General features: G+C 62.6%; 18 protein-coding genes and 3 pseudogenes. 10 read left to right on the forward strand and 11 right to left on the reverse strand.

All coding sequences use genetic code 11. From position 1 onward, the window contains the following. Positions 1–557: pseudogene (locus A9W99_RS20595) on the reverse strand (MMPL family transporter); the annotation flags it as partial. A 413-nt stretch (positions 558–970) separates the two neighbouring features. Then, a pseudogene (locus A9W99_RS26255) lies at positions 971–1501 on the reverse strand (adenylate/guanylate cyclase domain-containing protein); the annotation flags it as partial. A 387-nt stretch (positions 1502–1888) separates the two neighbouring features. Here A9W99_RS26255 and A9W99_RS20605 point away from each other — a divergent pair. Next, the gene (locus A9W99_RS20605; RefSeq protein ID WP_067382485.1) at positions 1889–2089 is read left to right on the forward strand and encodes a hypothetical protein; all 201 of its coding nucleotides are present in this window, start codon (positions 1889–1891) and stop codon (positions 2087–2089) included. Between the two features lie 237 nt (positions 2090–2326). On the opposite strand, the gene A9W99_RS20610 is transcribed toward A9W99_RS20605, so the two are convergent. The 3 genes from A9W99_RS20610 to A9W99_RS20620 form a co-directional block, all read right to left on the reverse strand. Further along, positions 2327–3490 carry an NDMA-dependent alcohol dehydrogenase gene (locus tag A9W99_RS20610; RefSeq protein ID WP_067382488.1) on the reverse strand — a complete coding sequence of 388 codons (1164 nt, stop codon included), beginning with the start codon at positions 3488–3490 and terminating at the stop codon, positions 2327–2329. Positions 3491–3512: 22 nt separating this feature from the next. Then, on the reverse strand, positions 3513–4301 hold the full coding sequence (locus A9W99_RS20615; protein ID WP_067382491.1) for an SDR family oxidoreductase: 789 nt from the start codon (positions 4299–4301) through the stop codon (positions 3513–3515). 73 nt (positions 4302–4374) lie between these two features. Further along, positions 4375–5007, reverse strand: a complete 633-nt coding sequence (locus A9W99_RS20620; RefSeq protein WP_067382494.1) for a TetR/AcrR family transcriptional regulator — start codon at positions 5005–5007, stop codon at positions 4375–4377. Positions 5008–5046: 39 nt separating this feature from the next. Between A9W99_RS20620 and A9W99_RS20625 the strand changes: the two genes are divergently transcribed. After that, positions 5047–6192, forward strand: coding sequence for an ABC transporter substrate-binding protein (locus A9W99_RS20625; RefSeq protein ID WP_067382498.1), 1146 nt, complete (start codon positions 5047–5049; stop codon positions 6190–6192). Here A9W99_RS20625 and A9W99_RS20630 read toward each other — a convergent pair. Further along, positions 6163–7242 (reverse strand): dihydrodipicolinate synthase, encoded by a 1080-nt coding sequence (locus A9W99_RS20630; RefSeq protein ID WP_067382637.1) that lies wholly within the window; start codon positions 7240–7242, stop codon positions 6163–6165. The two genes, A9W99_RS20625 and A9W99_RS20630, sit on opposite strands and share 30 nt — an antisense overlap. 140 nt (positions 7243–7382) lie before the next feature. Between A9W99_RS20630 and A9W99_RS20635 the strand changes: the two genes are divergently transcribed. After that, positions 7383–8621, forward strand: a complete 1239-nt coding sequence (locus A9W99_RS20635; protein ID WP_067382501.1) for a cytochrome P450 — start codon at positions 7383–7385, stop codon at positions 8619–8621. A gap of 12 nt (positions 8622–8633) precedes the next feature. Next, positions 8634–9680: a dihydrodipicolinate reductase gene (locus A9W99_RS20640; protein ID WP_067382503.1), complete on the forward strand. Its 1047-nt coding sequence runs from the start codon at positions 8634–8636 to the stop codon at positions 9678–9680. Here the strand turns inward: A9W99_RS20640 and A9W99_RS20645 are convergent. Continuing rightward, positions 9677–10711, reverse strand: a complete 1035-nt coding sequence (locus A9W99_RS20645; protein ID WP_067382639.1) for a dihydrodipicolinate reductase — start codon at positions 10709–10711, stop codon at positions 9677–9679. The genes A9W99_RS20640 and A9W99_RS20645 overlap by 4 nt on opposite strands. Positions 10712–10826: 115 nt before the next feature. On the opposite strand from A9W99_RS20645, the pseudogene A9W99_RS27855 reads away from it, so the two are divergent. From A9W99_RS27855 to A9W99_RS20660, 3 genes and pseudogenes are all read left to right on the forward strand, one after another. After that, positions 10827–11006 (forward strand): annotated as a pseudogene (locus A9W99_RS27855) (hypothetical protein); the annotation flags it as partial. A 65-nt stretch (positions 11007–11071) separates the two neighbouring features. Beyond that, positions 11072–12130, forward strand: coding sequence for a spirocyclase AveC family protein (locus A9W99_RS20655; RefSeq protein WP_067382509.1), 1059 nt, complete (start codon positions 11072–11074; stop codon positions 12128–12130). A gap of 35 nt (positions 12131–12165) precedes the next feature. After that, complete coding sequence (locus tag A9W99_RS20660) at positions 12166–13263, forward strand: dihydrodipicolinate reductase (RefSeq protein WP_371514975.1); 1098 nt, start codon at positions 12166–12168, stop codon at positions 13261–13263. Here A9W99_RS20660 and A9W99_RS20665 read toward each other — a convergent pair. From A9W99_RS20665 to A9W99_RS20675, 3 genes are all read right to left on the reverse strand, one after another. Continuing rightward, positions 13260–14294 carry a dihydrodipicolinate reductase gene (locus A9W99_RS20665; protein WP_082930131.1) on the reverse strand — a complete coding sequence of 345 codons (1035 nt, stop codon included), beginning with the start codon at positions 14292–14294 and terminating at the stop codon, positions 13260–13262. The genes A9W99_RS20660 and A9W99_RS20665 overlap by 4 nt on opposite strands. A 65-nt stretch (positions 14295–14359) precedes the next feature. Beyond that, entirely contained in the window at positions 14360–15136 is a 777-nt protein-coding gene (locus A9W99_RS20670; RefSeq protein ID WP_067382516.1) for an SDR family oxidoreductase, read from the reverse strand. A 100-nt stretch (positions 15137–15236) separates the two neighbouring features. Further along, positions 15237–16856: a class I adenylate-forming enzyme family protein gene (locus A9W99_RS20675; RefSeq protein ID WP_067382519.1), complete on the reverse strand. Its 1620-nt coding sequence runs from the start codon at positions 16854–16856 to the stop codon at positions 15237–15239. Between the two features lie 128 nt (positions 16857–16984). Here A9W99_RS20675 and A9W99_RS20680 point away from each other — a divergent pair, with 128 nt between their 5' ends. From A9W99_RS20680 to A9W99_RS20690, 3 genes are all read left to right on the forward strand, one after another. Next, positions 16985–17515, forward strand: a complete 531-nt coding sequence (locus A9W99_RS20680) for a nuclear transport factor 2 family protein (RefSeq protein WP_067382644.1) — start codon at positions 16985–16987, stop codon at positions 17513–17515. A 75-nt stretch (positions 17516–17590) separates the two neighbouring features. Next, on the forward strand, positions 17591–18811 hold the full coding sequence (locus tag A9W99_RS20685) for a CaiB/BaiF CoA-transferase family protein (protein ID WP_067382522.1): 1221 nt from the start codon (positions 17591–17593) through the stop codon (positions 18809–18811). Further along, a complete protein-coding gene (locus A9W99_RS20690; RefSeq protein WP_253870146.1) occupies positions 18808–20019 on the forward strand; it encodes a cytochrome P450 in 1212 nt (403 codons plus the stop codon). The genes A9W99_RS20685 and A9W99_RS20690 overlap by 4 nt, the downstream gene beginning before the upstream one ends. Before the next feature lie 10 nt (positions 20020–20029). On the opposite strand, the gene A9W99_RS20695 is transcribed toward A9W99_RS20690, so the two are convergent. After that, complete coding sequence (locus A9W99_RS20695; protein ID WP_067382527.1) at positions 20030–20632, reverse strand: TetR/AcrR family transcriptional regulator; 603 nt, start codon at positions 20630–20632, stop codon at positions 20030–20032. Between the last annotated feature and the right edge of the window lie 15 nt (positions 20633–20647).

Consider the following 20647-nt stretch of genomic DNA (forward strand, 5'->3'; position numbering starts at 1 on the left):
AGCATGATGATGAAAATCAGTGTGGCCGCGGCGATTCCGGCGATCAGCAGGTCGATGTTGGAGCCGTCGTGCATGTCCTTGTACGTCGCGGCGGTGCCGCCGAGGTAGACCTTGGCGCCCTCCCAGGGTGTGCCCTTGAACGCTTCGGGCGGAAGGTAGAACGTGTCGTCGTTCTTCGCTCTGTCGAAGGCATCGCCGTGGGCGGTGGCGTTGTCGGACTGCGCTTTCGTCTGGTCGTTGAGGCCCTTGGTGATCGCGTAGTTCGACATGATGGTGTCGAGATTGCGCTGCTGGCTCTCGATCTGCGGCGGTATCAGCGCCACCAGCTCGGACTGGATCTGATCCAGCCTATCCAGGTTCGCGCTGAGGTTCACAATGTTCTCGGCCACTTGGTCGATGCCGTCGAGCGCGTTGAAGATCGACCGAAGTGCCCAGCACACCGGAATGTCGAAACAGTGCCTCTCCCAATAGAAGTAGCTGCGGATCGGCCGAAAGAAATCGTCGAAGGTCGCGATATCGTCGCGCAATGCCTCGGTGATCTGCACGGTTTCTTTTGTCTTGCTAACACCGCCCTGCCGCATCTCACTCCGGCGTCACCCCGAGGTCCGAGGGCGATTCGTATGCGTACCGAGGCCGTACCGTAATCGCGCGCCGGGAACGGTCAATTTCACTGTCTTACGGGCGATTAGATCCGTCTCAGCGAACTGTTTCTCCTGGTCGCGGTGACGCTGGCTAGGGGCTCAAAATCCGTTGGTCGCGGGTTCGAGCGCCGCCCGCCCCACCGCTTATGTGTATTGCCTCGGCTGATGCTTGACATTTCGGCTTCGGCTGATGCTTGACAGTTACTTCGCCTGATCCTTGACACTCCCTGACATTGGCCTGTAGGCCAGCACCACCACAGCGGCACAAATTTAGCAAACGTTGTCCAGTGGATCGACGGCCATCGAAATTAGGTTGAATTGGCTGCGCTCAAGTCAGCCGAAGACGTGGTCGGGCGGGTTCGCAGGGGCGGGAAGGCGTTGGGCAGATCGGGATGGCATAGCTGAACCACGCGCTCCGGGCGGGAAAGATCGCGAAGCGCATGGCGGCCAAAGTCGATCAACCACGCGTGCTCAGGAAGCGACTCATAAACGAGGTAACTTGTCGTGCCGGATAGTAGGGTTTGGCCTCCGTGCCCGAGCTCGCGCAATCGGGCGGCGCGGTTAATCGTCGGCCCCATGTACTTGCCCTTGTCGCGCAACTTAATCTCGCCGGTATGCAGGCCGATCCGCAGGCGGATGGGGGACAGGTCAGCCTGTTGTAGGGCCAACGCGCACGCCACCGCATCGCTAGCGCGGGCGAACGCCACCACAAAGCTGTCGCCCTCACCTTGCTCAATAGGGCACACGCCGTTATTTATATGCACAAGCTCGGCGAGCGTGCGATCCATGGTGGCCAGCGCGGCCGTCATTTCATCAGGCTGCGTTTCCCAGATCAGAGTTGAGCCCTCGATGTCAGCCATTAGCAGAGTCACGGTGCCGGTCGGCAATAACCGGTTTGCAGAGTGACCGGTGAAGTCGTTCAGTGCCACGTTGAATCGCGGCGGAAAGCTTCGCCTTTTCAACTCCGATGCCCACGACATTGGCCTGACGGTTATCGACATGCGTGCCCCCATTTTCTCGAAAGACCTCGCCAATCGAGGGGTTTGCGATGGCGACATTCATCCTGCTGCGCCGAATCCTGCTTGACTACCGTGTGCGCAACACGGTTGGCGTTGGTGCGTACACCCCAAAGCGCCCTAGAAGGCCTGCTAGAGGCGCGATGTGCACCTCGCCGGCTCGAAATCTATCGGTTGACGTACGCGGCGTGTACGCGAGGGGGCTGCGTAGTCCCCAATGCCCGCGGCCGGGTGATCGCCGAGGATGGGCGGCCGATCACAGGCGACTACGTCGCCAAATGGATCAAGCGTGGCGCTAATGGCACGATCGGTACCAACAAGCACTGCGCCCACGAGACGGTCGCAAATATCATGGAGGACTTCATCTCCGGCAGGCTCCGCCGCCCCGACGGCGACCGGCGCTCGCTGCAGCAACTGCTCGCCGTGCGTTAGCCGAAGCTGATTTCGGGCGACGGCTGGCACGGCATCGACCAAGCCGAACGTCGCCGCGGTCAAGCCTCCGGACGTCCGCGTTTCAAGTTCACCGACCCAGCCGAAATGGTCGAGATCGCCAGGAAGCTCTACCAGGTCGTCGTGCGGCCTGCGCCAGGCGTACACAGCGAATCGTAAATCTCACGGATTGGCCAATGGCCACTTCCGCGCGTCCAGGTAACTAGCTACGAATGGAAATCACTCGAAGGCAATGACGCCTCGGATATTCCTTCCGGCGCGAAGGTCTTTCATCGCTTCATTGATGTCATCGAGCTTGTACTTCTGCGTGATCAGCTCGTCAAGCTTGATCAGGCCCGCCTCGTACATGGACAGCAGTTTCGGCATGGCTTCGCGTGGGTTCATCTCGCCGTAGAGCACGCCTTTGAAGGTCTTGCATGAGCTAACCATGTCACCGAGACTCATCGGCACCATCAGGTCGCTCACCTTTGCCATGCCCGTCAGCACGCAAGTTCCGCCTTTGCGTAAGAGCATCATTGCCAACAGTATGAGATCAACCGGAACTACCCCGGCGGTCAGAATGACCCGGTCCGCCATCACCCCCCAGGTGATGTCTTTGACCAATTCGATTGCGGCTGCTGCATCTACGGCGGTATGCGTGGCACCGAACGACGGTGCGACCTCTCGCTTGAACTCGTTGGGATCGACCGCGACAATATGCTTTGCCCCAGCAACTTTGGCTCCCTGAACAGCGTTCATGCCGATTCCGCCGACACCGATCACCACGACGGTGTCACCAAGCTCGGTGCCCGCCGCGACGGAGCCGGAACCGAATCCGGTCGTTACCCCGCAGGAGACCAACGACGCTGCATCCAGCGGAATCCAATCGTGGATCTTGACCAACGAGCGTTCCGACGCGACAACGTATTCCGAGAAGGTCCCAACCTGCATCATCGCCATCAGGTCTTCATCACCCAGATGGCGTCGTCGGCTTCCATCGGTTGTCATGGCCTTGCTGTAGATATCGGCTCCTACGTCGCACAGGTATGTGCGGCCGGTGACGCACCAGCGGCAGTTGCCGCAGGCAGGCAGGAACGAAATCGCCACGTGGTCACCGGGTTTGAGTGTCTTGACTTCTGGACCGACAGATTCCACGACGCCTGATCCCTCGTGACCACCGAGCATGGGAAACCACTCAGGCACCGGAAGGCCGGATGCCCGCATCAGCTCTTCCATTTCCTTGCTGGGAACGCTGTCGCCGGTGTAGAAGTGCTCGTCGGAGTGACAGACGCCGGCGTACGCCATCTTGACCAGGACCTCGCCCGCATGTGGTGGATCCAGTTCGACCTCGGTGACTTCCCAGTCCACACCCACACCGCGCAACACGGCCGCTTTTGATTTCATCGCGGATTCCTTCAGATGTTCTTCACCACTGTCGAAGTTCCTTGACCGCGTCGGCCGGCCGGGGAGCAAGGGTCAGATAAGGAATGAAACTGCTACTGCCGCAATCGAGTACGGAGTGCACGACGCCGACGAGGTGGTCGGCGTTCACCAAGCCGCCCTGCATAAAGCCGTGGTCCATCCAGTACCTGATCGCGGCCTCCAGAGCTTGTGGATCCCAGTTCTTGTTGAACTCGGTCTGTGAGTCGCCGGAACCGCCGAAGCTGTCACCCACCGCAAGTCGGGTGAAGCCGATGTTCGGGTGCTCGATGCGCCATGCCTCGACGAGTTTGTCGAGCGCGGCCTTTGTGACGGCATAGGCGCCGAGCATTGGCCAGGGCGTCGAATACGACGCGCTCAAGGACGAGAGGTATACCGCGGATCCGGCCGACGCGGCGAGGTGCGGCGCCGCGGCGGCGGTGACGAGCGATGCGCCGGTCACGTTGGTGGCGAACAGTTGCGCCCATTGCTCGCCGCTGACGTCGGCCAGCGGTGCGAGAATGCCCATGCCGGTGGCGTAGACCAGTGCGTCCAAGCCGCCGAAATTGTCGACCACTTCCGCGACGGCACGTTGACAGCTCGGCGCGTCGGTGACGTCGCAGGCGACGGCCGCAGCACCGTTCTGGGCTTCTTTGGCCGCGTTGACCAACCGGTCGTGGCGGCGCGCGAGGAATGCCACCCTGGCACCGCGCTGGGCGAGGCCGATGCCGATGCAACGCCCCAGTCCCGCCGAGGCTCCGACAACGGCGACTCGCAGGGCGGGCTCGTCAGTCATGGTTTCCCTTACCCGAGGTCGAGAGCGAGGTTAACAGATAATAAGAGTGACTATATGCGATAGCCGATAACGATCATTTCCGCACTGCCTTTCGCGACTCTGCGGCGAAGCTCACCAGCAGACGATCAAGCACCTTGGCCGCTCGCTGGCGGGCCCGAGACGGTTGCCGGGCGTGCGCGACCAGAAGCGCGCCCTCCTCCAGCGCGGCGACGACCATGTGCGTCAACTCCCCGACGGGCTGGTCGTCGATGACGCCCTCGGCAATTGCTTCCCGAACCATTTCATTGATCAGTGCGATGCTGTTGTCCTCCTGGATGGCGCGCAATGTCTGCCAGCCCAGCACCACAGGGCCGTCAAGCAGCATCACGCGCTGAACCTCGGGTTCGAGTGCCGATTCGAGAAAGCCGTGCAGACCTGCCGAAAGCCGCGCCCACGAATCGCCGCCGCGCGGTGGCGAGGCCAGCGATCGCAGTGTCAGGTCGCGCTCGACTTCTTCGAAGACCGCGCGAAATAGTTCGGCCTTGTCCTTGAAATGGTGGTAGAAGGCGCCGCGGGTGCCGACGCCGGAAGTAGCGACAAGTTCGCCGATGCTGGTGTTGAAGTAACCCTTCTCCACGAACAGGATCCGGCCGGCGTCGACCAGATTCCGTCGGGTCTGGTCGCCTCGTGCCCGGCGCTCCGTGTCGGTGCCACCCCGTTTGGCCATGTTCGCATCCTAGCAACATGCATCCTGTATGTTGCCGGTATGTCTGACGAGAAGGTTCGCGCGTACGGATCGGTAGCGCCGTTGAAAGTGGGCTTGCTCAACGATTATCCGACCAAAGCCGGTACCGATAATGACACTCTCGACACCCTTCGGTTGGTCTTCGACGATGCCGTCGCCGCCGGACTAGTCGATCGGCCCATCGAGCTGGTGGAGCGCCATGTGATCGGCCTACCCAACGGCACCTACCATGCTGTGGAGACCGCCTACGACGAGCTGGTCGCCGAGGGGTGTCTCGCGATCTACGGTCCGTATGTCTCCGACAACGCGGTGCCATTGGCCGCGCACGCCGATCGAGTGGCCAAACTTCCCAACATCATCCTGTCGGGCTCCGAGGGGGCGCTCGGTGAATGGACATTTGCGCTCAACAACGGATCGATGCCCGAAGAGCCAGTGATGCTGGCTGCCGTGCTGCTCGGCGACGGCCGGACGCGGATAGCGATCGCCTACGAAGCATCGCTGATCGGCAAGGAATACCTGGCATTCGCCGAAAAGGCTTATTCGGCTGCCGGATTGAAGGTCGTTACCACGGTCGCGATACCGCAGGTGGAAGCCGACAAAACTAAGGTGGTCAACGAGCTGCGGGCTGCTGAGCCGGACGCGCTGGTGCACGTCGGGTTCGGCCACGGGCTGTGGGGCTTCACCGACGCGCTGGTGGCCGAGGGCTGGGATCCGCCGCGCTACACCACCACAGCCTTCGAGATGGCACACATCAACGCCGAGTGGATGCGGCAGCTGTCGGGGTGGATCGGGTTGGACAGCTATGACGAGCGCAACCTGGTCGGGCAGGCGTTTTTGGATCGGTTCGAGGCCCGGTTCGGCCGACGGCCGGCACATTCGATGCCCGGGCTCACTCACGATGTGGCAACGGTGATCGCGCGGGGCCTCGCGGCCGCGCGCCCGTTGACCGGCGAGGGCGTCAAGCGCGGCATCGAGCAGGTCAAGCTCGTGCCGTCGGCCAGTGGCGCGCCGGGGACGTTCTTGCGGTTCGGACGCTACATCCGGCAGGGCTGGATGGGGACGGACTACCTGATCGCCCGCCGTGTGCTGCCCGACGGCTCGGCGCATGTATTTCATGCGACACCCAGCGACCACATCTCACGCGCGGTGGGTGTCGGCTCCTGCTAACTGGATCGCCCCGAACACCGGCGCGGTGACAATGCCCGGTGGCTGCGCCAGCACATAGGGAATCGCCCGGACCGCGCCCATCGCGATCATCAGGTGTCCAGGCTGGGCGTGCTGCCCTGTCGGCGCATGGCCGTCCCACCCGACGTCGAGCTGCAATTCGAAGCTGGGGACGCCCTTGATGACGGCGCGGATCAGCGGCGCCTTCTCGTCGGGGGCCAGCGGTTTCAAACCCCACTGCGGGAGATCGCGAGTGAGCACCCATTCCTCGTGAATGGCGAGCAGTGGCCGGCCCGCCCAGTGGCCGACCCACGAAAAACGCTGTCCCACTATTGTTCCCGCCTCGATCGTGCCTGCGAGCACATCGAGGTCGTGGGCGAGCGTGGTTGCGTCCACTGACACCTCGATATGCGAGAGCGTGATGCCAAGGACGTCGGCCGTCGCGTTGAGGGCCTGCCGGTAGGCCATGTCGAGCTTCTTGATGATCGGCGAGTCGACGCTGACATCTTCGGGTGGCCGTCCCATGCCCATCAGGTCGACGAGCATGGGCCGACTGTCGACGGCGGACACGTCGGTCGCCTCGTACAGATCGATACGGTCGACCGTCTTGCTCAATCCCGTCACCGTGGCGACCAGGCGCTCGAACATGAAGCCCGGGTTCTCCCCGGCGGCGTGGAAACGCGACGCGCCCGCGCGGCAGGCTGTCACGAACGCCAACTCGGTCTCCGGCCCGTAGGTTGGCAAATGGTTGTACGACGTCGTGGAGATGACGTTGGTGCCCGCGGCAAGTAGCCGGCAGATGTCCTCGGCATTGGTCTCGACGGCGTGAGCCTTGCTGGCGGCATGCACGACGACATCAGCTCCCAACGCGACGATCTCCTCCTTGCTTGCGGTGGCCACCACTCCGGTGGTAGGCGGTAACCCGCACAGCGCGCCGGCGTCCCGGCCGGCCTTGGCAGGGTCGTAGACCAGCACCCCGACCAGCTGGTAATCAGGATTCTCAATCAGTTCCTGCAGGGCAGCGCGGCCAACGGCGCCGGTCGCCCATTGCACCACTCGAATCGTCAATCGAACGCTCCTGGTTGCTCTTTCGCGATTGACCCATTACGGCGTCCATTCAACCTACATCATGTAGGTTTTCAACCAGCAAGGTGTATGTTGAGCGAGCCGATGCACGAGTGAGGAGCCGTCACATGTCAGAGCCGGCGACTGTCGAGGAGCTCGAACAGAGCATTCGTGACGCGCAAGACAGATTCAACCAAGGCATGGGTGCCGACGGCGACGCATCGCCCTATCCGTTGCTCAAGAAGCTTCGTGCGCAGAGCCCGGTGCACGCGGGCTGGCCGGAGATGGGGATGGTCGGCAATTCGGGTGACGGCCCGCGAACCTTCACCGCCTACACGTTCGACACCGTCAAGGCAATCTTCACCGACAACATCACCTTCAGCACCCGCTGCTACGAAGATGTTGTCCGGCCGCTCCAAGGTCCGACGATCCTGGAGATGCAGGAACCTGAACACGCGGTCTACCGCAAACTGCATGAGTTCGCCTTCGCCCGCTCTTCGATGAAGCGCTGGGACGCCGAACTCGTCGGTCCCTTGGTGGACAAAACCATCGCGAAATTCAAGGACGCCAAGCGCGCCGACCTCGTCGATGCGGTGTTCATGCCGATCCCGGTGCGGGTGATCGCGGCGCTGCTGGGGCTTCCGGATGCCGATGTGTTGCAGTTCCACCGACTCGCCATCGACCTGCTGGGCTTCCGCGGGGACATGGAACGTGCGTTGCGCGCATCGGCCGAGATGAAGGAGTACTTCGTCGGGATACTTGCCGACAAACGCAAAGCCCCCAAGGACGACATGGTTTCGATCCTGGCCGGTGCCGAAGTCAACGGCGTGAAGATGTCCGACGAGCAGATCTTCGGTTTCATGCGCAACCTGCTGCCGGCCGGCGCGGAGACGACCTCGCGGTCGACCGCAAATCTTGCCCTGGCGCTCTTGACGCATCCCGACCAACTCGACGCCGTCCGCGACGATCGCACCTTGCTACCTCAGGCCATCGAGGAAGGAATCCGCTGGGAAACCCCGCTGCTCAACTTCATGCGCGAGGTCACCTCCGATACCGAGATGGGCGACGTACACCTTCCAAAGGGAGCGACCATGATGCTCAGCCTGGGCAGCGCGAATCACGACGAGACACGATGGGAAGAACCGGAGAGGTTCGACATCTTCCGGGAACGCAAGCCGCACATCGGCTTTGCTCACGGAGCGCATGTGTGTCTCGGTATGCACCTGGCCAGGCTTGAGACCACCAAAATTTTCAATGCGCTGTTCGATGAACTCCCCGGTCTGCGGCTCGACCCGGACGCACCGCCGCCGTACATCACCGGCACGATGTTCCGTTCGCCGCCCCGCCTCGACGTGGTTTGGGACTGAAAGCGGTATGCGATGACACGTGTGATTCAGTGGGCCACTGGCGTTACCGGGACGATCTCGCTTCGTCACGTCATCGAACGAGCGGATCTGGAACTGGTCGGGGTGCGCGTATACGACCGCGCGAAGGCAGGGGTGGACGCAGGCACGCTATGCGGTGGCGGCGAGATCGGACTTCGCACCACCGCCGATCGCGACGAGATCATCAGCATCGACGCGGACGTGGTGCTCTACATGGGCAAAGTCGAAACCGATACGCCCGGGTGTTTTGTTGACGTCTGCGAGCTGCTCGCGTCGGGCAAGAACGTCGTGGCCACCGGAAGCCGATTCATCCATCCCCGCTCGCTGCATGATTCTTTGGCTGATGGCATCGAGAACGCTTGTCGCACAGGGCGATCCTCGTTCCTCGGACTCGGTTTATACCCGGGATTCGTCGGCGAATCACTGGCGCCCATCTTGTCGCGGCTCACCGCACGTGTCGGGCGGATCAGCATCCGTGAAGTGCTCAATTACTCCACCTACGCCAGCCATGATCTGATCTTCAATGCCATGGGTTTCGGGCATGCGCCCGACGACACGACGCCGCTACTGAGTAACATCGATTATGCGGCGAGCGCCTGGATCGGCAGTGCCACGGTGCTCGCGCAGTCGTTGGGACTCAAGATCAGGTCGGTGCAGGGGTTCCGTGAAGTCGAGACCACGCCGCGCGCGCTGACGGTGGCTGCCGGGGAGATCCCCGCCGGCACGGTCGGTGCGATGCGGTTCGGTGTGGAGGTCGATTGCGGCGCAACCACATTAGCGGTCGAGCACCTCACCCGCATGGCCGATGATCTCGCACCGGACTGGCCGACGGAAATCGGCTACGAGGTGACCTTCGACGGCGAGCCCAACCTGAGGTGCCACCTGGTGATCGGTTCACACGACGAGGATCACTCCGAACAGGCCTGCTTGGCCACCGCCATGCATGCGATCAACGCGATACCGATGGTGATGGCGGCCGAACCGGGCCTGTACGACCTTTCCACGATCGCACCATTCGTCGCCCATTGGACACACGGCTAGAGCGCTTCTGGGGGCCGGTTGCCGAAACCCGTGTAACTGCGAATCAGTGGGAGGTCGGCCATTGTCGCGAACCCTGCCGGCGCGGCGCACACGGCCGGAATGGCGTTGACGACCTGCATGGCGACGGTGATCAGTCCAGCTCTCACGTGCTCCTCGATCGAGGCGGCCCGGCAAAAACTGGCCAACGGCAAAAAGTGCGTGCGCATGGATGGATCGCCCTCGATGGTCAGCGTCCAGCCGTCGAGAGGTTTGGGCCAGTGCTCCGGGTATTCACCGCCGACGGTCCACAGCGTCTCGAACTCGACCAGCGTCTCACCGTTGCGATGGCCGACGAAGTTCCATCGCTGCCCGGCGGTAGTGCCCTCCGCGACAACATAGTCGAAGATCTGCAAGTCCTTTGTCGCGGCGACGGTTTCGAGCGTGACCGAGACATCGTCGATGTCCGCATTCAGGGTGTCGGAGATGAACCAGGTCTGCTCGACGAACAGTCGTGTCAAGAAGCTGAGGTAGTCGTTGGCGGACGGCGTGATTTCGTCGGGTGGTCGACCGAACCACATCCCGTCGAAGGTGATCTCGATGCTCTCCCACAGCGTCCAGTCGGCCCGCTCCTGCAACGTGATCCGATCAATGGTGCGGCTCATCCCAGACAGCGCCAGCGGCAGCACCCCGGACAGGTTGCCGGGGTTCAAGCCGCTGCCATGGATGGTGCTGTTGCCTTTGTCGCATGCGGCCTGCAGGCGCACGCGGTCGGCTTCGGGGCTGCGTCGCGGGTGGAAGAGGAATGCCGGCGTTGCCACATTCTTTCCGCTCTCCAGCACCGCACAGACGTCGTCGATGCTGGTGAATGACGGCGCGTACAACACTAGGTCGGCGTCGAGCGCGAGGATCTGCGCGACGTCGGTGGTCGCGGTCACGCCGATCGGGTCTCTGCCGACAAGGGTCCCTACATCGACGCCGTTCTTGGCATCGGAATAGACCCGCGCGCCCACCAGTTGGAGGTCTGACCGGTGATCGAGGATTGTCCTGACCATCTCGGTGCCCACGGCGCCGGTGGCCCACTGAATGACTCGTAGCGGACGGGTGCTGGCGGTCAACCCTCGCTCCCTTCACGTCCCATAGCGGATCTCCAATGTCTCGGCAGTGCTGATGTATGTGAGGCAAAAAGCAGTTCCGGCAGTCGATAACGTCTATTCTCATCCTGTGACATACAGGGTGAAGGTTGACCCATACTACGACCCTTTCGACTTCAAGATCGATGACGACCCGTATCCCGCGTGGAAACAGCTGCGTGATGTCGCGCCGCTCTACCACAACGACAGGTACGGCGACAAGGCGAAACGCGCTTACCCCACGAGTGTCAGAGGCTGGGCCAGCCTGCCCGCGGGGGTGACATGACGAATACCGTGGACTTCGAGCCGGATTCCGGCGCCGGCGAGGTGGCCGAATGTTCGTCGTCAGCATGGCCCGCGCGGGTGGGGTGGGGGCTGTTCATCGTCGGCTACCTGGCCTTTGCGATCGTCACCGTCGCGACAATCCAATCCGGCCTGCATGGTGACCCGACGAGGACCAGCCCGGATCCGGGCCTGGCGCCCTATCCACCCTTCCTTGGCTTCGACAACTGGCCGCTCGCCGTGTCCATCAGCTCGATTCCGATGGCGATCGGCCTGATCGCCACGCTGGTATGGCTGTCTTTTAGACAACGGAAAGTGCACTGGGCGGTGGTGATCGCCTTCGCTGGATTGATCACTGGCGCGCTCGATCCTCTGGCCAACTGGGCAACGTTCGCGAGCTTCGATCCGCGCATGCTGCACTTCCCGCTGACCTGGCCGTATGTCAACATATCGCCGAATCTTGAACCGGCGCTGGCATTCCTGGGCGGCTATGCGGCCTACTATCTGCTCACCGGGCTCGTGATCCTGAAACTGCACAACCGGTTCGTCGCACCGCAGATCCCGCGCACGAGTTGGCTTGCGCGCCATCGGCTTGTCGCGGTGTTCCTCGGCGCGGCCGTCATCGCGATTCCCATCAACGGGCTGGTTCAGTTCACCTGGATGAGGTGCGGCATCTTCTTCTACACGGAAGCTGTCGGCCCCGTGCTGCACGTCGGGCACGTCTTTTTTCCGCTGATCATGGCGGTGTACGACTCGTTCATCTTCGCGATGGTCGCGGTGATGTGCGTGCGCGACGACGATGGCGAACTGGTGCTGATCAACCGGATTGCTCGCTGGTTGCCCGCGCGGCGAGGACGTCCGACGTTGACCCGACAGTTGCTGATCTCGGTGACGGTGGGTCTGGTGTCGTTCGCAGTGCCGCTGGCTGTGCTCGCGGGTTTGCGGGCGGCGGGCCTGAGCGAGCCTGCCTACGACCAGAATCCCTATCCGAGTATGAAGGTCTACGATCCGTACGGCCATCTGCAGGATGCGGGCAAGCCGGGGCCGTTCTACAGGTAATGCTTCGTGCCGAAAATACAAGGAGCAATGAGACATTGGAGACTCAAGGTAAGCGGCGCTACCGCGTGGTCCACGTCGGTACCGGGCTGACCGGCCGCGAGGCGCTGAGGGCAATCATCGACGATCCTGTGCTGGAACTCGTGGGCGTCAAGGTGTCGACACCGGAGAAGGTCGGGGTGGATGCCGGCCAACTCTGTGGGACGGCGGATGTCGGCATAGCGGCGACCGACGACATATCAGCGGTCTTGGCTTTGGCTCCGGACTGTGTCGCCTACTGCGCGACAGCAGTCCGACGCGAAGACGAAGCCATCGCCGACATTGCCTGCTACCTCGAGGCGGGCATCAACGTGGTGACGTTCTCCATCATCCCGATGGTCTATCCAGCCGCGGCCCCCGCCGAATGGCGCGACGTCCTCGAAAGTGCCGCAGCCAAAGGTAACTCGACGTTCTACGCGACCGGCAGTGAGCCTGGTTTTATCAGCCTGAACATCCCAACCGCTCTTTTCGCGGGGGCAGGTCAGGTCGACTCGTATCGAATGGACGAGTACGCGCTCGATCTGGACGAGGCCTATCCGATCTGGGACGTCTTGCACGAGTCGATGGGCTTCGGGAAGCCCGACGGTCATGTGCCGCTTCGCATCGCCTCGGGGAAGGTGAGCAAGGACTGGGACACGGTGGTGCGCTACATCGCTGACATCCTCGGTGTCGAGCTGGACCGGATAGAACTGGATTGGGAGACGCTGCTTGCACCGTCGGATCTGGCGACCGCGTTAGGTGTCATTCCGGAGGGGACGATTTGTGCCCACCGCTGGCAACTTGCCGGCATAGTCGGTGCGAGACCGGTTGTCGCCGTGCAATACTTCGCGACAGTCAGCAGCACGCCATGGCCCGATCGCTGGCCCAAGCCGGCCCGTGAGGGTGAAGGCGGCATGGTGTTCCGCGTTGAGGGCAGTCCGAGTATGAGCCTGGAGTTGCATTTCGAGCAGTCGGCAACCGACCGGGTAAACCCGGGTGTGGCCGTCACGGCGATGGCCGCTGTCAATGCGATTCCCGACGTCATCGACGCCCCGCCCGGCGTGATCGCCAATCCGCTGTCGGGACGTTCGATCGTGAGCCGTCAGTCGCGCGTCTAGCGGAGGTCAAATGCGTTGAGCGGTGCGGTGATCGGCAGATCCAGCGACGTCGCGATTCCCGGTGCGGCATCGATGACGTAGGGAATGGCGTTGACGACGCGCATGGCGGTCGCTTCCATTGCGTTGTCGTTGGCCGACTCCGGCGTGTCCTCGGTGCCGAGCCTCAGGTCGCACTGGATATGAGGTTGGCCCTCGATGATGAGGCGGTATGTGCCGTTGGGTGCCGTCGCCCACTCCGGCGCCAGGTCGGGAGCCATCCGGTTGATGTGTTCAATGGTGATCACCGGCTGGCCGTTGACCACGCCGGTGGCTTCGGCGCGAACGGCGCCAACCGTGCCGGCAGGAATGGTCCCGCATGCCACATGGAGATCACGTGGGGTGATCAGGCGTTCGTACTTCTCGGCGACCTCGTCGAGTTCGACGCCGAGCGCTTTGGCGACCAGGCCGATGGGCGGGCCCCAGGCGAATTGCTGGGCGCCTTCGAGTTCGAGCAGCGGAGTGAAGTCGAGCGGCTTGCCGAATCCCATCGCGGTGACCATCAGGTCCTGGTTCGGATAGGCCGAGTAGTCGAAGATCTCCTGCGCGCGAATCGACCGGATGGTGTTTGACAGTGTGGTCAGCAATACCGCGAACTGGTCGCCGGCGAAGCCGGGCTCGATACCTGAGGTGTAGATGGTCACCCCGGCGGCCAGGGCGGCTGCGCGTACCTGGTCGGCGAGTTCGGGAATCCATTTGTCGGGGAACATCATTCCGGGTGTGTTGGTGGTGACCACGTTGAGTCCGCCGCCGAGCAGACGCAGGTAGTCGCGCACCGCGGCGGCATCCATCTCAGCGCTGGCCGCGCCGTAGACGACGCAATCGGGCTTCAGCGTGATGATGTCGTCGAGATCGTTGGTGGTGGTGATGCCGAGCTGGCCTAGCCCGACGATTTCGCCGGCGTCACGACCGGTCTTGTCCGCGCTGTGCACCCACACCCCAACCAGCTTGAGGTGCGGCCGCCGCATTATCGCGCGTATCGCCAGACTGCTGATCCAACCGGTGGAAATGACGGCTACCCGTAACGGCTTGGCGTTCATCGTCTTTGCTTCTTCGCCGATCAGCTGCCGGTCGCAGCCGGCTGGTTCTTGATGATTCGGGGCGCGAGGTGCACGATTTCGCTGACCACCGTGGGGTTGGCGCGCGAAATGGCGATCAGAGAAAGCATGGCATTGGCCACGTCTTCGACTGTGGACATCTCGTCTGGAATCTGGCCGTGTGCCACCCAGCTACGGTACAAATCGGCCAGTAAGTCGCGGTCGGCTCCGCGCAGAATTTCGGTGTCTGCGGTAGGCCCGACGCTGACCCGGATCACGGCGAGATCGGGATGCTCGGCCCGCCAGGACCGCAGGATCTCGTCGAGTGCCGCCTTGCTGGCGTGATAGGCGGCCACACCTGCGCGAGGCCGGCCAACGTCGTGGCTCGACGCGACGATGATCACCGCGTCGTCGGCCAGATGGGGGAGGGTCGCACGCAGAACATGGGAGGCGCCAACGGCATTGACGGCGTACGCATGCAGCCAGGTCTCCACTTCAGTCTCTTCAATCAGCGCGAATGGCACTACGGCACTGGTGAACACCACCACATCGAGCTTGCCGAACATGGCCACGACGTCGCCGACGACGGATTCGATATTACGCGGGTCGGACACGTCGAGCTCGTGCGCCGATCCGTGAAGCTGATTGGCCAGTTCCGAGAGGAGGTCCATCCGCCGCGCGGCAAGCGCCACGGTAGCGCCCCGGGAGTGGGCGCTAACGGCCAATGCCTGTCCGATGCCGGAGGACGCGCCGATAATCAGCATTCGTGTCCCTGCAATGCTGGGCTGGCGGTCCCTCATAGTCGCTCCCTCTGCGGCGTAGTTGAGGTAATTCTGACATGTGAGAATCAGGATTCTCCGCGAGGGTATCGCGACCGCTCGTGGGCCTGGAGGCGACGTGCTAAACCTCGCCGCGCACCATCAGTCCGCTGAGCTGCTGCGCCAGCTCCACCTTCTTGACCTTCCCGGTCGCGGTGAATGGAAGATCCTGCTTCGAGGTAACCCAGATGAACTTCGGCACCTTGTATGCCGAAAGTCGGCCCCGCAGTTGCCGCTGCAATATCTCGTTGTCGAGCGTCGATTCGCCGCGCGGCACCACCGCGGCCGCAACCACCGTTCCCTCCTCGGGGCTCTCGGCACCGACCACATAGGCTTCGAGTACGCCGTCGCACTCGACAAGTGCCAGCTCGACTTCGCTCGGTGTGACGTTAGTTCCGCCGCTTGTCTTGATCAGATCGCCCAATCGGCCGGTGAATCTGATCCAGCCGTCGTCGTACTCGACGCCGCAATCACCGGTCCGGTAGTACCCCTCCGCGGTGAACACATCCTCGCGCTCACGCTTATAGAGGCGCTGCATCAATGAGTAGCCGCGAACCCAGATCTCACCTTCCGTCCCGAGCGGGACCGGTACACCGGTCCGAGGATCGACCAGGACGTGGCTGAGACCCTCGACCGAAAACCCTCCGGTCTCAGCTCGATCCGGCGGCTGCGGCGGATAAGGGTCCACGCCGATGTGATTGCCGCACAGTTCGGTCATGCCTAAGGCATTCGGTCCTTTGGGGCGCCTGTCGGGCGGCACCATCGCAGGCATGCTGGTGCGCTGCACCGAACTCAGGTCGCGTTTGATGAAATCGGGGTGCTCGGACACAGACTTACCCTGTTGTGGCCAACCCAGCGCGATGGTCGCGCGATACCGCTCCATCAACTCCAAGGCGTCCGCCGCATCGAACGCAGGCTGGGTGACAAGCGTGGCGCCGTGGTGAATCACGCCGTGCAATCCGGTGATCAGTCCGCCCACCCAAAAGAACGGCATGGCGGTGAACAGGACACTGTCGGGCCTTAAACCGTATTGGAAGGTGAGGTTGTAGGTGTGGCGAACCAACGTGCCTTGTGTATGCACCGGTGCCTTCGGGTCACCCGTGCTGCCCGAGGTGTAAATGATCATCGCCTCATCGGCCGGGGTTACGCAGGACTCGACATCGAGAAGGAAATCAGCATAGACGCCGGCCGGTACTTCCATGTCCTCGAATGCCGTCGCCCAAGACCGATCACACGGTCCCCACACCCTGATCGTGCGCAGAAAAGGCGTCTGGCGCAGGACGATGCGGCCCGGTTCACGCTGATCGGCGAGACCGGGTAGCGCCTCTTCGAGCCGCTCGACGAAATCGTGGTTGCGGAAGGCCGACCAGGCCAGGATCGCTTTCAGGTCTGCGTGACGGGCAGTCCATGCCAGTTCGGATGCCTTGTAGAACGTGTTGAGCGGAACGGCAACCGCCCCGATGCGGGTGGCCGCGAACCAGGTGAGCGCCCACTCCACGCTGTTGGGCATCAGAATCCCGACGTGGTCGCCCTTTACGATGCCCTCAGCGAGCAGCGCCATCGCCAACCGCGACGAACGCACGTCGAGATCGTGGTACGTCAGCGCCTGTCCGTCGGCGATGAGGAACGGCTTGTCGCCGAAACTCGCCGCGCACGATCTCACCAGTCGCGGGATCGTGGGGACGATGGTCGGGAAGGGCATGTGGTCGGGATCCTCGTGGGACGTTCATTGGGCCTCAACAGGATAGTTCCCTTTTCGTCAGACGAGAACACCGGTTCTCGTTCGACCTGCCTGCGAACTACACTGCAGCCATGGCATCGCCGGACCGTCTGGATCGGATCGAGTCCAGTTTGGCGATCAGTCAGCTGCCCAGCCGCTATGCCATGGCCTTGGATGCCCGCGACCTGAACACACTGGTGGCGCTTTTCGTCGATGATGTCGACGCCGGCGCGCAGGGCCGTGGCCGGGACGCATTGCGGCGCTGGTATGACGGGGTCTTGCGGCGGTTCTACCGCAGCATTCACCTGATCTGCGGACACCAGTTCGACTTCATCGACGCCGATCACGCGACGGGATCGGTGTACTGCCGAGCGGAGCACGAGGACGGTGACGGGTGGTACGTCATCGCGATGCGCTACGACGATGTCTACGAACGACGCGACGGCCGATGGTACTTCGTCAAGAGGCGTGAGCATCCGTGGTATTCCGTCGATGTGACCGAACGGCCCGGGCCGGAGTTCATCCGGTGGCCGAAGGAAGTACCGCTTCGCGCGGCCATGCCGCAGCGGATGCCGACTTGGCGGGCGTTCTGGGAGCACGGAGATCCCGAGCAACCCGGGCGGCTCTCACGGCGGCCGTAGCCCGTTTACAATGCAAAGCGAAAGTGACATTCTCATTTACGTAAATGCCAGTTATCGCAAGTTGGGGAGGGCGTCATTTCCGACGACAAGGTGCTCAGCGGGGTTCGTGTGCTTGAGGTCGCCGCGTGGACGTTCGTGCCCTCGGCCGGCGCGGTCCTTGCAGAGTGGGGCGCAGAAGTCATCAAGGTCGAGCCGCGTGACGGCGGTGATCCGCAGCGCGGCCTGGTCACGATGGGGATCGTCGACGCGGGCGGCGAGTCGGTCAACTACATGATCGAAATCCCAAATCGAGGAAAGAAATCCATCGGGGTGGATCTGAGCACGCCGGGCGGTCAGGAAGTAGTGCGCGAGCTGGCCAAGACGTGCGATGTGTTCTTGACCAGTTACCTGCCCGAGCGCCGCAAGAAGCTCGGCATCGACGTCGAGGACATCAGAGAGGCCAACCCGAGCATCGTTTATGTAAGGGGATCAGGGCATGGGCCGAAGGGGCCCGATGCCGACAAGCCCGGCTACGACGGCGTGTCCTACTGGGCGCGTGGCGGAATCGCCAACGTTCTGACCGAGGAAGCCGACGAGTTGGTGCGCTCGCGGCCCGCGTTCGGCGACCTGCTCGGCGGGATGACAATCGCGGGAGGGATCGCCGCCGCGCTCTACAAAAAGGCGACGACTGGGAAAGGCTCGGTGGTCGATGTTTCCCTCCTCGGGTTGGCCGCATGGAACCTCAGCCCCGACGTCGCGGTGAGCCAAATACACGGTGGCAGCGCCATTCCCAAGTACGGACACGCCGACTCTCCCAATCCGCTGGTGGCTACGTACCGCACGAAAGACCATCGCTACGTGCAGTTGATGATGCTGCAACTCGACAAGTTCTACGCCGAGGCGATGCGGGTGATCGGTCTTCCCGAATTGGTGGACGATCCGCGATTCGCGGATCCCGCATCGCGCTTCGAGAATCGAGTCAGTCTGGTAGCGCTGCTGGACGAGGGGTTTGCCAAACGCACCTTGGCCGAGTGGCGCGATACTCTGGCGGTGCTCTCAGGAGCGTGGGGAATCGTGCAGACGCCGGCCGAGCTTTGTCAGGACCCCGCCGTCGTCGCGAACGGGTACGTCGCGCATACCGAAACCATGAACGGGGTGCCATTTGTATTGCCCACCAATCCCGTTCAATTCGACGAACAGGCGGTCATCCCACCCGGAGCGCCCGAGCACGGCCAGCACACTGAGGAAATCTTGATGGACGCGGGCATCGACTGGGAGATGATTACGAAGTACAAGGAATCCGGGGCGATCCTGTGAACTCGGCGATATCCACCGAATTCGACCCGTTCTCGACCGAATTCTTCAACGGGGCCTATGACACCTATCGACGGCTTCGCGACGAGTCACCCATCTATTACAACGCGAAGTGGGATTTCTGGGCGCTCACGCGCTACGACGACGTAACACCCGCGACAAAAGACCACGAAACGTTCTCATCGGCCAAGGGTGCCACGCTGGACATGGTCAAGGCCCATGACGACGCCATCCCGGTGCCGAAGGTGATCATCTCGATGGATCCGCCTGAACATCAGAAGATGCGCAGGCTCGTCAGCAATGTGTTCACCCCCCGGGCGATCGCCGCATTGGAAGACATGGTGCGCGAGAAGGTTTTTGAGCGTATCGAGGCGTTGAATCCAGTGTCCTTCGACGTCGTGGCTGACTTTTCGGCCTTTTTCCCCAACGAGGTCATCACGACGATGCTCGGCGTGCCGAAACAGGACCGCGATCAGATCCGCGTCTGGCTGGATTTGCTCCTAGAGCGTCATCCCGGCGAGATCGCCACCACCAAGCGGGGTTACCAGGCGTCGGTTAACACCGGTCTCTATTACTACAACCTGGTGCAGCAGCGGAGGGCCCACCCCGAAGACGACATGATCAGCCGTCTGATCGAGACGGAGATCGAACGTGACGGCGTGGTGGAGAAGCTGACCGACGTTGACATCACCGGTTTCGCAACAATGCTCGGCGGGGCGGGCGCCGAAACGGTGACCAAACTGGTGGGCAACGCGATGGTCGCGTTCGCCGACTTTCCCGACCAGTGGCGCAAGCTTCGCAACGACCGCAGCAAAATCCCGGCCGCGGTAGAGGAGCTGCTGCGGTACGAGGCGCCCTCGCAGTATCAGGTCCGGACCGCCACACGCGATGTGACGTATTACGGGACAACGATTCCGGCGGGCAGTGCAGTGCTACTGGTTACCGGCTCGGCGACCCGGGACGAGCGAATGTTCGACGATCCCGACCGGTTGGACATCGATCGAGACCGCAGGATGGGTTTCAACCTCGCGTTCGGGTACGGGATACACAGTTGTCTCGGTGCGGCTCTGGCGCGCATGGAAAGTCGGATTGCGCTCGACGCGTTGCTGGACCTACTCCCCGAATATGAGGTCGACCGCGACGGGCTGCAGCGGGTGGCGATGACGAATGTCTGCGGCTGGTCCAATGTTCCCGTGCGTAAGGTCGGCTGAGGCCTGACGTCTAGCGGCGTCGCGAACGGCCGTCGAGGAATCCATTCACGACATAGGCCCGCACGAATTCGGCGACCGCGTCGTCGTCACGCATATCGATCGTCGGCGACGGAGTCGTGAACAGCGAGAACAGAATTCGAGCGAACCATTCGGTCGCAGTGGGTATGTCGAGGTCACTTCGGACCTCGCCGGTCAGCCTGGCGGCGGATACGTACGGCGCCAGGAACTCGGTGCATTCCTTGAGAAGCATGGCGGCGTTCTTCGTCATCATCAGGTTGACTTCCGCCTCGTCGAAGTACGCCTCGGGCTCGACGACCCGGCGTGCCTGGGTGACGAAGACGGCGGCTTCCACGAGCCGGCCCTCCAGCGTGCTACCGCCGCGCCGGTCGATCGCCTTGGCCATGTTGCGGTAGAACCGCTGCGATGCCGCCTCGGCACAGGCCTCGACGATTGTCTCCTTGTCCCGGAAGTATTCGTAGAACGTGCTGCGGGACACATCGGCGGCCCGCGCGATGTCGACGATGGTCGTCTTGGCCAGGCTCTGGGTCCGGAAGCAGGCGAAGGCCGCCGCGATGATGGCAGCGCGGGTGTCGGTCGCCGTTGCCTGCGTCATTGAGGACCCCTTTCT

Origin of the sequence: Mycobacterium sp. 1164966.3 (genome assembly GCF_001665395.1) — a bacterium.
In the GTDB taxonomy this organism is placed as follows: domain Bacteria; phylum Actinomycetota; class Actinomycetes; order Mycobacteriales; family Mycobacteriaceae; genus Mycobacterium.

What these genes read in the sequence shown, in the direction of transcription:
- A9W99_RS20610 (WP_067382488.1), bottom strand. Translation starts at nt 3,490, where the DNA reads ATGAAATCAAAAGCGGCCGTGTTGCGCGGTGTGGGTGTGGACTGGGAA.
- A9W99_RS20615 (WP_067382491.1), bottom strand. Translation starts at nt 4,301, where the DNA reads ATGACTGACGAGCCCGCCCTGCGAGTCGCCGTTGTCGGAGCCTCGGCG.
- A9W99_RS20620 (WP_067382494.1), bottom strand. Translation starts at nt 5,007, where the DNA reads ATGGCCAAACGGGGTGGCACCGACACGGAGCGCCGGGCACGAGGCGAC.
- A9W99_RS20625 (WP_067382498.1), top strand. Translation starts at nt 5,047, where the DNA reads ATGTCTGACGAGAAGGTTCGCGCGTACGGATCGGTAGCGCCGTTGAAA.
- A9W99_RS20635 (WP_067382501.1), top strand. Translation starts at nt 7,383, where the DNA reads ATGTCAGAGCCGGCGACTGTCGAGGAGCTCGAACAGAGCATTCGTGAC.
- A9W99_RS20640 (WP_067382503.1), top strand. Translation starts at nt 8,634, where the DNA reads ATGACACGTGTGATTCAGTGGGCCACTGGCGTTACCGGGACGATCTCG.
- A9W99_RS20645 (WP_067382639.1), bottom strand. Translation starts at nt 10,711, where the DNA reads ATGGTCAGGACAATCCTCGATCACCGGTCAGACCTCCAACTGGTGGGC.
- A9W99_RS20655 (WP_067382509.1), top strand. Translation starts at nt 11,072, where the DNA reads ATGACGAATACCGTGGACTTCGAGCCGGATTCCGGCGCCGGCGAGGTG.
- A9W99_RS20670 (WP_067382516.1), bottom strand. Translation starts at nt 15,136, where the DNA reads ATGAGGGACCGCCAGCCCAGCATTGCAGGGACACGAATGCTGATTATC.
- A9W99_RS20675 (WP_067382519.1), bottom strand. Translation starts at nt 16,856, where the DNA reads ATGCCCTTCCCGACCATCGTCCCCACGATCCCGCGACTGGTGAGATCG.
- A9W99_RS20695 (WP_067382527.1), bottom strand. Translation starts at nt 20,632, where the DNA reads ATGACGCAGGCAACGGCGACCGACACCCGCGCTGCCATCATCGCGGCG.